Here is a 12293-nt window from a genome sequence, read left to right as displayed (position 1 = left end):
TGAAATTGAGAATATTTAGTGTATTACAACCAAAAACGAATTAAACTTGCTTTCAAAGGATTGAGCCCAGTGCAATACCGAGCTCAATATTTAAGTTAACTAACCTGTCCAACTTTTGGGGGGCAGATCACTTTGTATATAAAAGTAGAAATGATGAATATCGTCTTTTTAGATAGTACGGCTATCCCTAAACATATCCCTATTCCTCGTCCAAGTTTTGCGCATACTTGGACTGAATATGAGCATACTTCTTCTGCAGAAACAATTGAACGAGCAAAAGATGCTGATATTGTTATTACGAGTAAAGTCATTTTTGATCGAGAAACGTTAAAACAATTACCTAAGTTAAAGTTGATTGCGATTACTGCAACTGGTACCAATAATGTTGATCTTGTGGCTGCAGAAGAAATGGGCATCGCCGTGCGTAATGTGACAGGCTATTCCAGTATAACCGTGCCAGAACACGTCATCGGTCTGATTTTTTCTTTAAAACACAGTTTGTCAGGTTGGTTACGCGATCAAACGGAAGCAAAATGGGAGGAAAGTAAACAATTTTGTTATTTTGATTATCCCATTACAGATGTGCGTGGTTCGACATTAGGCGTATTTGGTAAAGGTTGCTTAGGGACAGAAGTGGGGCGTTTGGCGAATGCTGTGGGAATGAAAGTGCTTTATGCAGAACATAAAGATGCCACTGTTTGCCGTGAAGGTTATACGCCCTTTGATGAAGTATTAAAACAAGCGGATATTGTGACGTTGCATTGCCCATTAACTGAAACAACAAAGAATTTAATGAATGCAGAAACCTTACCCAAAATGAAAAAAGGTGCATTTTTGATTAATACAGGGCGTGGGCCTTTGATTGATGAACTTGCCTTAGTTGATGCTTTAAAAACAGGGCATTTAGGCGGAGCGGCTTTGGATGTAATGGTAAAAGAGCCACCAGAAAAAGATAATCCGTTAATTTTAGCTGCAAAAACTATTCCTAATTTAATTATCACCCCGCATATTGCTTGGGCGAGTGATAGTGCAGTGACAACATTAGTTGGCAAAGTAATGCAAAATATCGAAGAATTTGTACAACAATTAAATCAAAAATAATGAATTTTCCTATTTCTCTTTATATTGCGCTACGTTATTGGCGGGCGAAAAGTGCGGATCGTTTTGGGCGATTAGTAACTAATCTTGCAAGCCTGGGGATTGTGCTAGGTGTGATGGCATTGATCATCGTGCTTTCTGTGATGAATGGATTAGAAGGTTACCAAAAACAACAGGTGCTATCTTCCATTCCTCATGCGATTGTGAGTGAAGAACAGCCTGTTTCTACAGAAAAAACATTAGAAAATTTACCGCACTTTGTCCAAAAAGCCGTGCCGATCAATACAACAAATGTGATTTATCAAACGACAAAAGGAGTGAGTGCAGGACAAATTATTGGTATTCAATCATTTTCTGATGATCCTTTGGTTGAATCTTTTGATCAGGCTAAATTTAATGAAATTTTGCCTAGTGGAGAGTTTAAACTGGTCATTGGTGATCAACTTGCGCAAAAACTGGGCGTGAATATTGGGGATAAAATCCGTTTGATGATTACGGAAAATAGCCAATATACACCATTCGGTCGCGTGCCAATGCAGCGTTTATTTACGGTTAGCGATATTTATTATGATTATGGCGAAGCATCGGGTTATGAAGCCTTTGCTAATATTACAGATATTGGTCGCTTAATGCGTATTCAGCCTCAGCAAGCGCAGGGTTATCGTTTATTTTTGAATGATCCGTTCCAAATTACAGAACTCCCACAACATTTCCCAACACAAAAAATTACGGATTGGCGTATCCAAAAAGGTGAGTTTTTCCAAGCAGTGAGAATGGAAAAAAATATGATGGGATTGCTAATTAGTTTGATCATTGTCGTGGCGATTTCCAATATCGTGACTTCATTAAGTTTAATGGTGGTGGATAAACAAGGGGAAATTGCGATCTTGCAAACTCAGGGCTTAACAAAATCCCAAGTGCGTTCAGTGTTTATTTATCAAGGATTACTGGTGGGATTTGTTGGCACATTGCTCGGTGCTATTTTAGGTGTTTTAGTCACCTTGAACTTAACAGACATTGTAAGTGCGGTAAATCCACAAGGTGTTTTTTTACCGACAGAATTGTCATTTATTCAAATAATTTTGGTTATTGGATTTTCCTTGTTACTTTCTTTACTTTCTACCCTTTATCCCGCTTATCGTGCTGCAAAAGTAGAACCTGCCGCTGCCTTGCGATACGAATAAGTTTTTAATGGTAAATGAATGATGGATGAACAATCACTTTTAGCTTTTGATACACAACATATTTGGCATCCTTATTCTTCAGTTTCTTCTGATATGCCACTTTATGCGGTAGAACGAGCAGATGGCGTGATGATAACCTTAAAAGATGGTCGTCGTTTGATTGATGGTATGTCTTCTTGGTGGGCGGCGCTGCATGGTTATAATCACCCTCGTTTAAATGCGGCGGCACAGAATCAGTTGGCAAAAATGAGCCATATTATGTTTGGCGGTTTTACCCATGAACCCGCGGTAGAATTAGCTCAATTATTGGTAAAAATTTTGCCAAATAGCTTAGATAAGCTCTTTTTTGCAGATAGTGGTTCTGTTGCTGTGGAAGTGGCGATGAAAATGGCTATTCAATATCAGCACGCTAAAGGGGAAGTACAACGACAAAAATTTGCCACTATTCGTTCGGGTTATCATGGTGATACTTGGAATGCGATGTCAGTGTGTGATCCAACCACAGGTATGCACCATTTATTTCATCATAGCCTGCCCGTACAATATTTTCTTCCTCAGCCCAATATTCCATTTAATGAATCTTGGAATGATTGTGCGATTGAACCTTTAGCTGATTTACTTAAGAAAAAAGGGAGCGAAATCGCCGCACTGATTTTAGAGCCTGTCGTGCAAGGTGCGGGCGGAATGTATTTTTATTCGCCAAGTTATTTAGTGAAAGCGCAAGCACTTTGTAAACAATATGGTGTATTGCTAATTTTTGATGAAATTGCCACGGGTTTTGGCCGTACAGGGAAATTATTTGCTGCCGAGCATGCTGGGATTTCGCCAGATATTATGTGTATCGGTAAAGCCTTAACAGGTGGTTATTTAACTTTATCAGCAACCATTACGACCACTGAAATTGCGCAAACTATTTGTGGCGGTGAGGCTAAATGCTTTATGCACGGCCCCACTTTTATGGCAAACCCGTTGGCCTGTGCAATTGCGGCAGAATCTATCCGTTTATTATTGGAAAGTCCTTGGCAGCAAAATATTCAGCGAATTGAATCTTCCTTAAAACAACAGCTTTCGCCTTTAGCTGAAAAAGATTACGTCAAAGAAGTTCGTGTATTAGGGGCGATTGGGGTGGTTGAAATGAAAAGTGCGGTAAATATGAAAACTTTAGTCCCACGTTTTGTGGAACAAGGTGTTTGGATTCGACCTTTCGGAAAATTGGTTTATGTGATGCCACCATTTGTGATTAAAGATGATGAACTTCTGAAATTAACGGAAGGCATGATTCTGGCTTTAAAGCAGGAATATGAACATTAGGATGAAAAATGGATGTTTTTAAACAGCAACTGGAACAACTTAGGGCACAAAATCAATATCGTTCAATTCCTGATTTAGTTCATCAAGGACGATATATTACGCGAGAAAATCGCACAATGTTGAATATGTCATCTAATGATTATTTAGGTTTGTCATCAAATGAAAACTTGCGCCAGTCTTTTTTACAGCAATATGGCGATAATTTCCCCTCTTTTACTAGTTCTTCATCTCGTTTATTAACGGGAAATTTTCCTGTTTATACCGATCTCGAGCAGCTTATTGCTCAACGTTTCCAACGAGAAAGCGCTTTATTATTTAACAGTGGCTATCACGCCAATCTTGGTATTTTACCAGCGTTGACGACAACAAAAAGTTTAATTTTGGCAGATAAATTAGTGCATGCCAGTATGATTGATGGCATCCGTTTAAGCCAATGTGAGTTCTTTCGTTATCGTCATAATGATTATGAACATCTAAAGAGTCTGCTCGAAAAAAATGCTGGAAAATTTGACCGCACTTTTATTGTGACGGAATCGGTTTTTAGTATGGATGGCGATGTAGCTGATTTGAACTATCTTGTTCAATTAAAAAAACAGTTTCCAAATACTTATCTTTATGTGGATGAAGCCCATGCAATAGGCGTTTATGGTAAAAACGGATTAGGTATTGCTGAGCGAGCTAATGTGATAGCTGATATAGATTTATTGGTTGGCACTTTTGGCAAAGCCTTAGCTTCAATGGGGGCTTATGTCGTCTGTGATCAAATATTAAAAGAGTGTTTGATTAATCAAATGCGTCCATTGATTTTTTCAACCGCACTTCCGCCGTTTAATGTGGCGTGGACTCATTTTATTTTTGAACGATTGCCACAATTTTCAAAAGAAAGAACGCATCTTGAGCAGTTAAGTGCATTTTTACGCCAAGAAGTGGAGCATAGAACGCAAATAATGCCAAGCCAAACTTGCATCGTTCCTTATATTTTAGGCGAGAATGAAGCAACCCTTGCTAAGGCGAAAGCTCTGCAAGAGCAAGGTTATTATTGTTTGCCGATTAGACCACCGACAGTACCAAAAGGTACATCCAGAATACGATTATCTTTGACGGTAGATATGACAATGGATGAAGTAAAACAGTTTGTGGCATGCTTATAAGGAAATAATGTGAAAACGAAATTTTATGATCATCAAGGTGAGCATTTGATAGTTTATTTTGCTGGTTGGGGGACACCTCTTGATGCTGTAGCTCATTTGATTTTGCCAACAGATCACAATTTATTAATTTGCTACGATTATCAAGATTTGAAGTTAGATTTTGATTTTTCTGCCTATCAGCAAATTCGTGTAGTGGCATGGTCAATGGGTGTTTGGGTGGCAGAAAGAGTATTACAAGAAGGAATCACCTTACAATCTTCCACAGCAGTGAATGGTACAGGTTTACCTTGTGATGATAGCTTCGGTATTCCCTACGCTATTTTTAAAGGTACTCTAGATAATCTCGCAGAAAATACCCGTACAAAGTTTGAGCGTAGAATCTGTGGTGACAAAGTATCTTTTGAACGTTATCAGCAATTTCCTGCACGACCATTTAACGAAATTCATCAAGAACTCACCGCACTTTTTGCGATGATTCAGCAGGATAAACGCACAGATCTTATTCACTGGACAAATGCATGGGTTAGTTCTTGCGATAAAATTTTTATGCCAGCTAATCAGCACCAATATTGGGCATCCCGTTGTGCCGTTCAGGAAATAGAGGGTGAGCATTATGTATTTTCAAGATTTATCCACTGGTCGGCATTATGGAATCATTAACTTCCGTAGATAAATCACGCATTCAACACGCCTTCCAGAAAGCCTTAAATAGCTATGATGAACATGCGTTAATTCAACAAAAAATGAATATTAAGTTAATGATGCATTTGCAAGACTATTTACCAAATGGGTCACTAAATAGCGTTTTGGAACTCGGTTGTGGGTCTGGTATGTTGAGTTCATTGTTGCAAAAACAGATTTCAGCGAATTATTGGTTATTTAATGATTTGTGCGATGTGCACTCTCTACTCGCTGAAAAACTGATTCAACCCTTTGATTTTTATTGTGGTGATGCAGAGATCTTTCCTTTTCAACGACAATTTGACTTGATTGCAAGTGCATCAGCGGTACAGTGGTTCCATCATCCTGTTAATTTTATTTCCCATTGTAAAACAGGATTGAAACCTAATGGTTTATTGGCGATTACGAGCTTTGGTGAAGATAATTTAAAAGAGATTCGCCAAATGACGAATGTGGGGTTAAGTTATCCTAATTTATCTCAATGGAAAAATTGGTTAGCCAATGATTTTGAGCTTTTATGGTGTGACGATTTTAATGTAATACTAGAGTTTGATACGCCATTGGATGTACTCAAACATCTGAAATATACTGGTGTAACAGCGACTAACCAGAAAAATTGGACAAGACAAAATCTCAACAAATTTATTGATGATTACTTACAGGCTTTTAGTTTGCCATCGGGTAAAGTGCGGTTAACTTATCATCCATTGTTTTTGATCGCACGTTATTCTCATGCTAGAAATCAGTAAGGCATATTTATGGGCAAGGTTATTTTTGTATCGGGCATTGATACCGATGTCGGTAAAACAGTTGCAACAGGCATTTATGCTAAAAAATTGATGGAACAAGGCTTTTCCGTTATTACACAAAAAATGATTCAAACAGGCTGTAAAAATATCGCTGATGATTTGCTTGTACATCGAAAGATTCAAGGAATTGATTTGACGGAAGAAGACTTACAAGGCGAAACCTGCCCTTATCTTTTTGAATATCCTTGTTCTCCTCATTTAGCGGCAAAGCTCGAAAGGCGAGAAATTAATGAAAAAATTATTGAAAAATCCACCGCACTTTTGGCAGAAAAATATGATTATGTGTTGCTGGAGGGGGCAGGTGGATTAATGGTGCCCTATTGCGAAAAGGCGACGACGTTAGATTATATCCAGTCAAACAATTACCCTTTGATTTTAGTGACATCGGGAAAATTAGGTAGTATTAACCACACATTATTAAGTTTAGAAGCCTGTCGTTCTTATGGTGTGTCAGTGCTAAGCGTAATGTATAACGGTTATCCAGAATACGATCCTATCATTAGTCAAGAGACACAAGGCTATTTAAAGCGTTATCTTAAAAGATATTTTCCTGAGACGGGATTTGAATACTTTGGGCGCATTGAAATTTAAGCTCAGGGAAAAGTGTGATAGACTCGAGCAAGTTTTTAATGAGATGATTTGCTGCTAAAGTGCGGTTAAAACGAGTAAAAAATGAATAACTATTTATTAAAATGCGAAAACATCAATAAATTTTATCAAGAAGGTGAAAATCAAACGCAAGTGTTAAAAGGCGTTTCTTTTTCTATGGAACCCGCAGAGTTGGTTGCGATTGTGGGAAGCTCTGGTTCAGGGAAAAGTACTTTATTGCATACTTTGGGTGGCTTAGATCAGCCAAGTAGTGGTGAAGTGTTTATTAATGGACAATCCTTGCAAAAAACATCGGCTAATGAATTAGCTGCTTTGCGTAATCGCTATTTAGGATTTGTGTATCAATTCCATCATTTAATGGCAGATTTTACCGCACTTGAAAATGTGATGATGCCGATGTTGATTGGTCATCAAAATAAAACAGAAGCGAAAGATCGTGCCGAAAAAATGCTAAGTGCGGTGGGATTAAGTCATCGAATGACGCATCGTCCATCAGCGCTTTCTGGAGGGGAACGTCAGCGTGTGGCGATTGCGCGGGCTTTAGTGAATAATCCATCATTAGTTTTAGCGGATGAGCCCACAGGAAATCTCGATCACAAGACCACAGAAAGCATTTTTGAACTCATTCAACAACTTAACCAAGAGCAAAATATCGCTTTTTTATTAGTCACTCACGATATGGGGCTTGCTGAAAAATTATCACGCCGTTTAGTCATGCAAGATGGTATTTTGAAGGAAGGTGCATAATGAATACGCCTTTTTTTATTAGTTGGCGTTATCAACGAGGTAAGCAAAAGAATCCGTTGGTGGCGTTAATTTCAAAATTCTCTGCTATCGGCATTGCGATGGGCGTTGCAGTTTTAATTGTTGGCTTAAGTGCGATGAATGGTTTTGAGCGTGAGCTTAATCAACGAATTCTTGCTGTGGTTCCCCATGCAGAGATTTTGTCTGCGCCGAATGCGACGGATCCAACCATTCACCATTGGCAAAATTTGGAAAAACGCTTACAACAAAATGACCAAATTAAAGGTATTTCCCCTTTTGTTAGTTTTACTGCATTGGTAGAAAATGGCTCAAAACTGAAAGTGGTTCAGGTGAAGGGCATTGAAAAACAAGCAGAAGATCGCGTTAGCTCTCTTGGTAATTTCGTACAAGAGCAAGGGTGGGATAAATTTGGTAAAGAAGGTGGATTAGTCTTGGGATCGGGGATTGCTAGAGAACTCGATGTAAAATCGGGTGATTGGGTTACCTTACTTATTTCTCAGCAAAACGGCGATGAACAACTTGCTCAACCAACTCGTGAACGCGTGCAAGTCACTGCAATTTTACGTTTAGATGGGCAACTTGATTACAGTTATGCCTTATTGCCGCTTACTCAAGCACAAGAATTTTTAACTTATAAACCTGATCAAATAACAGGTGTTGAATTGAAATTAGATGATCCTTTTTCTGTGAAAAATCTGGATTTGTCCATGCTTAATGACTATCCACAGATGCTTTATATTCAAAACTGGATTAGTAAATTTGGTTATATGTATCGCGATATTCAACTTATTCGAACTGTGATGTACATCGCGATGGTACTCGTGATTGGGGTGGCTTGTTTTAATATTGTTTCTACGCTGATTATGGCGGTAAAAGATAAGCAAGGCGATATAGCCATTATGCGCACGCTTGGGGCAAATAATGCTTTCATTAAACGTATTTTTATTTGGTATGGCTTACAGGCAGGAATGAAAGGTTGCTTAATTGGTATTGTGTTAGGCATTATACTTGCATTAAATCTGACAACCTTTATTCAAGGCATTGAGTGGATTTTTGGTAAGAAATTATTATCAGGCGATGTTTATTTTGTCGATTTCTTGCCCAGTGAGTTACATTGGTTGGATGTTTTGATGGTTTTAGTTGCAGCGCTTGTATTGAGTTTAATTGCTAGCCTTTATCCAGCAAGTAGGGCCGCTAAATTACAACCAGCCCAAGTATTAAGTAGCCATTAATTTTGTGAATACCGCATGAAAGTGCGGTATTTTTTTGTCTTTTATTCACTTAATATTTCACTTTATTTGGCTTGCAAGCATACGTTAAAGATAGTTTAATAACGAACTTGTAGGTTTTATTCTTAAAAAATACAATGAACTAGTTTACTAGTGCAAAAAATAGGTGTAGATTACCTACATAATTAAAACACAACATTTGAAAGTTTGAGAGTGATATATGGCTAAAGAGAAAATTGAAATTGTCGTGGCAAACGACGATACGCGAATTGAAAAAGTCGATCAGGTGTTACCACCCATTGCCTTATTAGAAAAATACCCGGCAAGTGAACATGCTGCGGCATTAGTGAAGCAAACTCGTCATGAGGCACATAATATTATTCATGGTAAAGATGATCGTTTATTAGTGATTATTGGTCCTTGCTCTATTCATGATCCTAAAGCAGCGATTGAGTATGCAAACCGTTTAAAACCATTACGTGAAAAATATAAAGATAGCCTTGAAATTATTATGCGTGTGTATTTTGAGAAACCACGTACAACTGTGGGCTGGAAAGGTTTAATTAACGATCCGTACTTAAATGATACTTATCGCTTAAATGATGGTTTACGCATTGCACGAAAATTACTTTCTGATATTAATGATTTAGGTGTGCCATCTGCTGGTGAATTTTTAGATATGATCACGCCACAATATGTTGCAGATTTTATGAGCTGGGGCGCAATTGGAGCGCGTACGACTGAATCACAGGTTCACCGTGAGTTAGCTTCTGGTTTATCTTGTGCGGTTGGATTTAAAAATGCAACCAATGGTGGCGTGAAAGTTGCTTTAGATGCAATTGGCGCAGCAGAAGCCCCTCATTATTTCTTATCTGTCACTAAATTTGGTCACTCTGCGATTGTTTCTACAAAAGGCAATGAAGATTGCCATATTATTTTACGTGGCGGAGATAAAGGGCCAAACTTCAATGCTGAAGATGTGGCAAAAGTTTGTGCTGATATTGAGAAATCTGGTCGAATCCCTCATGTAATGATTGATTTCAGCCATGCAAATAGCTGTAAACAATACAAGAAACAAATGGATGTTTGCCAAGACGTATGTCATCAAATCGCATCTGGTTCTAAACAAATCTTTGGTGTAATGGTTGAAAGCCATTTAGTGGAAGGCCGTCAAGATTTAGTTGATGGCAAAGCACAGACTTATGGACAAAGTATTACGGATGCGTGCATTGGATGGGAAGATTCTGAAAGATTATTGCAAGAACTTTCTGATGCAGTGATTGCTAGACGTAAAGCGGCGAGTAATTAATTGAAATATAATCTAGATACTAGATAGAAGTGCGGTTGATTTTCACCGCACTTTTTTATTTACTTTTAACTATGCTGCCCATTTCATTTTATCGCGACGTTTCATTTGATGAATCGTATTGGTTACCGTGCCGACAATAGGTAAATTTGACCAATCTTTTGTATTTATATTTGGTGTAGTGGAATCCAATGCCATGAAAAGGTAATTGCCGCTATGCGCAATAAATTCATAGACATGAAATTCGTTATTTTCTTCTAGCACAACAAGATCACCTGAATAAAGATCGTCATTTTTTTCAACGACTAGCATATCTCCACTTTCAATTCCCCAAGCTAACATATTTGGATTGGTTACATGAATAAAACAAGTTTGCTTTGGACGTTTAATGCAATAAAGATTCAAGTCTAGTTTTTTATTGAATTTAAGGCTGTCATCCATATCACTGAAAAAAGGGAGTGGATTATAAGAAAAATCCATTTCATATTGTGCAGTCAAAGTTTGGTTGTTCATTCTCTTATCTCCTGTTAAATAATATGGATAAATAACCTTTTATCTTGTTTTTTTGTACAGTTAAATTTTACTGGTGTTTCATACAGGGTGTCAATAGGTTAAATAAAAAATTTTTTTATAAGTATGTTTTTAGAAAATATCTAACAAATTTAGAAAAAAGTTCACTTATTGGATAAAAAATAACAAAAAATATTTTCTTTCGATAAGAATTTACGCTATCTTTAATTCCCTTGTAGGTGGATTGGTAACAATCTGAAGTTAAATTTATTAAAAAGAAAGATAAAAGTATGAACACATCTCGTTTATTTCGTCTGTTATTCCAGGGTAATTTAGTAAAAAGAATTGCAACTGGTTTAGTTCTAGGGATCATTATTGCGCTTGTTGGACCTGCACTTGAGGGTGCTTTAGGTTTTAATATTGCGGAAAAAGTAGGCGTTTTAGGTACCATCTTTGTTAAAGCATTGCGTGCTGTTGCGCCAATTTTGATTTTCTTCCTTGTTATGGCTGCGCTTGCAAACCGTAAGATTGGTACGAAAAGCAATATGAAAGAAATCATTGTGCTTTACCTTCTTGGTACATTCTTGGCAGCGATTGTTGCAGTTATTGCGGGTTTCGTATTCCCAACGGAAGTGGTTCTTGCAACCAAAGAAGATGCAAGCTCAGCGCCGCAAGCTGTTGGCCAAGTTTTATTTACCCTTATCTTAAACGTGGTAGATAATCCATTAAATGCGATTTTCAAAGCAAACTTTATTGGTGTATTAGCATGGTCTATCGGTTTAGGTTTGGCGTTACGTCATGCATCTGATGCAACTAAGAACGTATTATCTGATTTCGCTGAAGGCGTATCAAAAATTGTTCACGTTATTATTTCTTTTGCGCCATTTGGTGTATTCGGTTTAGTAGCTGAAACCTTATCTGATAAAGGTTTAGTCGCATTAGGCGGTTATGTGCAATTACTTGCAGTATTAATCGGTACAATGTTATTCACTGCTTTTGTTATTAACCCAGCATTAGTTTATTGGAAAATTCGTCGTAATCCGTACCCATTAGTATGGACTTGTGTACGTGAAAGTGGTGTAACTGCATTCTTCACGCGTAGTTCTGCGGCAAATATCCCAGTGAATATTGAATTAGCAAAACGCTTAAATCTTGATGAAGAAACCTATTCTGTTTCTATTCCATTGGGTGCGAACATCAATATGGCGGGTGCTGCAATCACGATCACAATTTTAACGTTAGCTGCAGTACACACATTAGGTGTGGAAGTATCTTTTGTTAGTGCGATTTTATTAAGTATAGTGGCTTCTCTTTGTGCTTGCGGTGCATCTGGTGTGGCAGGTGGTTCATTATTATTAATCCCATTAGCATGTAGCTTATTTGGTATTTCTGATGATGTAGCAGCACAAATGATCGGTGTTGGTTTTATTATCGGTATTTTACAAGATTCAACTGAAACAGCATTAAACTCATCAACTGACGTATTATTTACTGCGGCAGTATGTATGGAAGAAGAACGTAAAAATGCAGCATAATTATGATGCAAATAAGAGAGCGGGCTATGCCCGCTTTTTTTATGTGATTTTATATGCAAAGTGCGGTCTATTTTGGTAGACTTCTGCCACGTTTTATTTCCCTAC

The 12293-nt window shown here is 37.7% G+C and carries 12 protein-coding genes and 1 pseudogene; 12 read left to right on the top strand and 1 reads right to left on the bottom strand.

The window, feature by feature from the left end:
• Window positions 1-9: 9 nt before the first annotated feature.
• From HMPREF9096_RS09160 to aroG, 11 genes and pseudogenes are all read left to right on the top strand, one after another.
• A pseudogene (locus tag HMPREF9096_RS09160) lies at window positions 10-99 on the top strand (IS3 family transposase); the annotation flags it as partial.
• Between the two features lie 54 nt (window positions 100-153).
• Window positions 154-1101, top strand: a complete 948-nt coding sequence (locus tag HMPREF9096_RS03680; protein ID WP_032803445.1) for a 2-hydroxyacid dehydrogenase — start codon at window positions 154-156, stop codon at window positions 1099-1101.
• Window positions 1101-2282, top strand: a complete 1182-nt coding sequence (locus HMPREF9096_RS03685) for a lipoprotein-releasing ABC transporter permease subunit (protein ID WP_009500604.1) — start codon at window positions 1101-1103, stop codon at window positions 2280-2282. The genes HMPREF9096_RS03680 and HMPREF9096_RS03685 overlap by 1 nt, the downstream gene beginning before the upstream one ends.
• Window positions 2283-2303: 21 nt before the next feature.
• On the top strand, window positions 2304-3593 hold the full coding sequence (gene bioA / locus HMPREF9096_RS03690) for an adenosylmethionine--8-amino-7-oxononanoate transaminase (RefSeq protein ID WP_032803486.1): 1290 nt from the start codon (window positions 2304-2306) through the stop codon (window positions 3591-3593).
• Between the two features lie 8 nt (window positions 3594-3601).
• Window positions 3602-4744 carry an 8-amino-7-oxononanoate synthase gene (bioF, locus tag HMPREF9096_RS03695; RefSeq protein ID WP_009500602.1) on the top strand — a complete coding sequence of 381 codons (1143 nt, stop codon included), beginning with the start codon at window positions 3602-3604 and terminating at the stop codon, window positions 4742-4744.
• A 9-nt stretch (window positions 4745-4753) separates the two neighbouring features.
• The gene (locus HMPREF9096_RS03700) at window positions 4754-5404 is read left to right on the top strand and encodes a DUF452 family protein (RefSeq protein WP_009500601.1); all 651 of its coding nucleotides are present in this window, start codon (window positions 4754-4756) and stop codon (window positions 5402-5404) included.
• Entirely contained in the window at window positions 5392-6174 is a 783-nt protein-coding gene (gene bioC / locus HMPREF9096_RS03705) for a malonyl-ACP O-methyltransferase BioC (protein ID WP_009500600.1), read from the top strand. Before HMPREF9096_RS03700 ends, bioC begins: the two co-directional genes overlap by 13 nt.
• A gap of 9 nt (window positions 6175-6183) precedes the next feature.
• A complete protein-coding gene (gene bioD, locus HMPREF9096_RS03710) occupies window positions 6184-6825 on the top strand; it encodes a dethiobiotin synthase (RefSeq protein WP_009500599.1) in 642 nt (213 codons plus the stop codon).
• Between the two features lie 81 nt (window positions 6826-6906).
• Window positions 6907-7590: a lipoprotein-releasing ABC transporter ATP-binding protein LolD gene (gene lolD, locus HMPREF9096_RS03715; RefSeq protein WP_009500598.1), complete on the top strand. Its 684-nt coding sequence runs from the start codon at window positions 6907-6909 to the stop codon at window positions 7588-7590.
• Window positions 7590-8840 (top strand): lipoprotein-releasing ABC transporter permease subunit LolE, encoded by a 1251-nt coding sequence (gene lolE, locus HMPREF9096_RS03720; protein WP_009500597.1) that lies wholly within the window; start codon window positions 7590-7592, stop codon window positions 8838-8840. The genes lolD and lolE overlap by 1 nt, the downstream gene beginning before the upstream one ends.
• A gap of 217 nt (window positions 8841-9057) precedes the next feature.
• On the top strand, window positions 9058-10146 hold the full coding sequence (gene aroG / locus HMPREF9096_RS03725) for a 3-deoxy-7-phosphoheptulonate synthase AroG (RefSeq protein ID WP_009500596.1): 1089 nt from the start codon (window positions 9058-9060) through the stop codon (window positions 10144-10146).
• Between the two features lie 69 nt (window positions 10147-10215).
• Here the strand turns inward: aroG and HMPREF9096_RS03730 are convergent, their stop codons facing one another.
• Window positions 10216-10656, bottom strand: coding sequence for a LexA family transcriptional regulator (locus HMPREF9096_RS03730; RefSeq protein ID WP_009500595.1), 441 nt, complete (start codon window positions 10654-10656; stop codon window positions 10216-10218).
• A gap of 287 nt (window positions 10657-10943) precedes the next feature.
• On the opposite strand from HMPREF9096_RS03730, the gene sstT reads away from it, so the two are divergent.
• Window positions 10944-12188, top strand: a complete 1245-nt coding sequence (sstT, locus tag HMPREF9096_RS03735) for a serine/threonine transporter SstT (protein ID WP_009500594.1) — start codon at window positions 10944-10946, stop codon at window positions 12186-12188.
• The last annotated feature ends 105 nt before the right edge of the window (window positions 12189-12293 follow it).

Source organism: Haemophilus sp. oral taxon 851 str. F0397, assembly GCF_000242295.1.
Lineage (GTDB): Bacteria > Pseudomonadota > Gammaproteobacteria > Enterobacterales > Pasteurellaceae > Haemophilus.
This window is presented reverse-complemented; position numbering and strand designations above follow the sequence as displayed.

Excerpts from the sequence above, each read along its gene's own strand:
- HMPREF9096_RS03680 (WP_032803445.1), top strand. The coding sequence starts at position 154 with ATGAATATCGTCTTTTTAGATAGTACGGCTATCCCTAAACATATCCCT.
- HMPREF9096_RS03685 (WP_009500604.1), top strand. The coding sequence starts at position 1,101 with ATGAATTTTCCTATTTCTCTTTATATTGCGCTACGTTATTGGCGGGCG.
- bioA (WP_032803486.1), top strand. The coding sequence starts at position 2,304 with ATGGATGAACAATCACTTTTAGCTTTTGATACACAACATATTTGGCAT.
- bioF (WP_009500602.1), top strand. The coding sequence starts at position 3,602 with ATGGATGTTTTTAAACAGCAACTGGAACAACTTAGGGCACAAAATCAA.
- bioC (WP_009500600.1), top strand. The coding sequence starts at position 5,392 with ATGGAATCATTAACTTCCGTAGATAAATCACGCATTCAACACGCCTTC.
- bioD (WP_009500599.1), top strand. The coding sequence starts at position 6,184 with ATGGGCAAGGTTATTTTTGTATCGGGCATTGATACCGATGTCGGTAAA.
- lolD (WP_009500598.1), top strand. The coding sequence starts at position 6,907 with ATGAATAACTATTTATTAAAATGCGAAAACATCAATAAATTTTATCAA.
- lolE (WP_009500597.1), top strand. The coding sequence starts at position 7,590 with ATGAATACGCCTTTTTTTATTAGTTGGCGTTATCAACGAGGTAAGCAA.
- aroG (WP_009500596.1), top strand. The coding sequence starts at position 9,058 with ATGGCTAAAGAGAAAATTGAAATTGTCGTGGCAAACGACGATACGCGA.
- HMPREF9096_RS03730 (WP_009500595.1), bottom strand. The coding sequence starts at position 10,656 with ATGAACAACCAAACTTTGACTGCACAATATGAAATGGATTTTTCTTAT.
- sstT (WP_009500594.1), top strand. The coding sequence starts at position 10,944 with ATGAACACATCTCGTTTATTTCGTCTGTTATTCCAGGGTAATTTAGTA.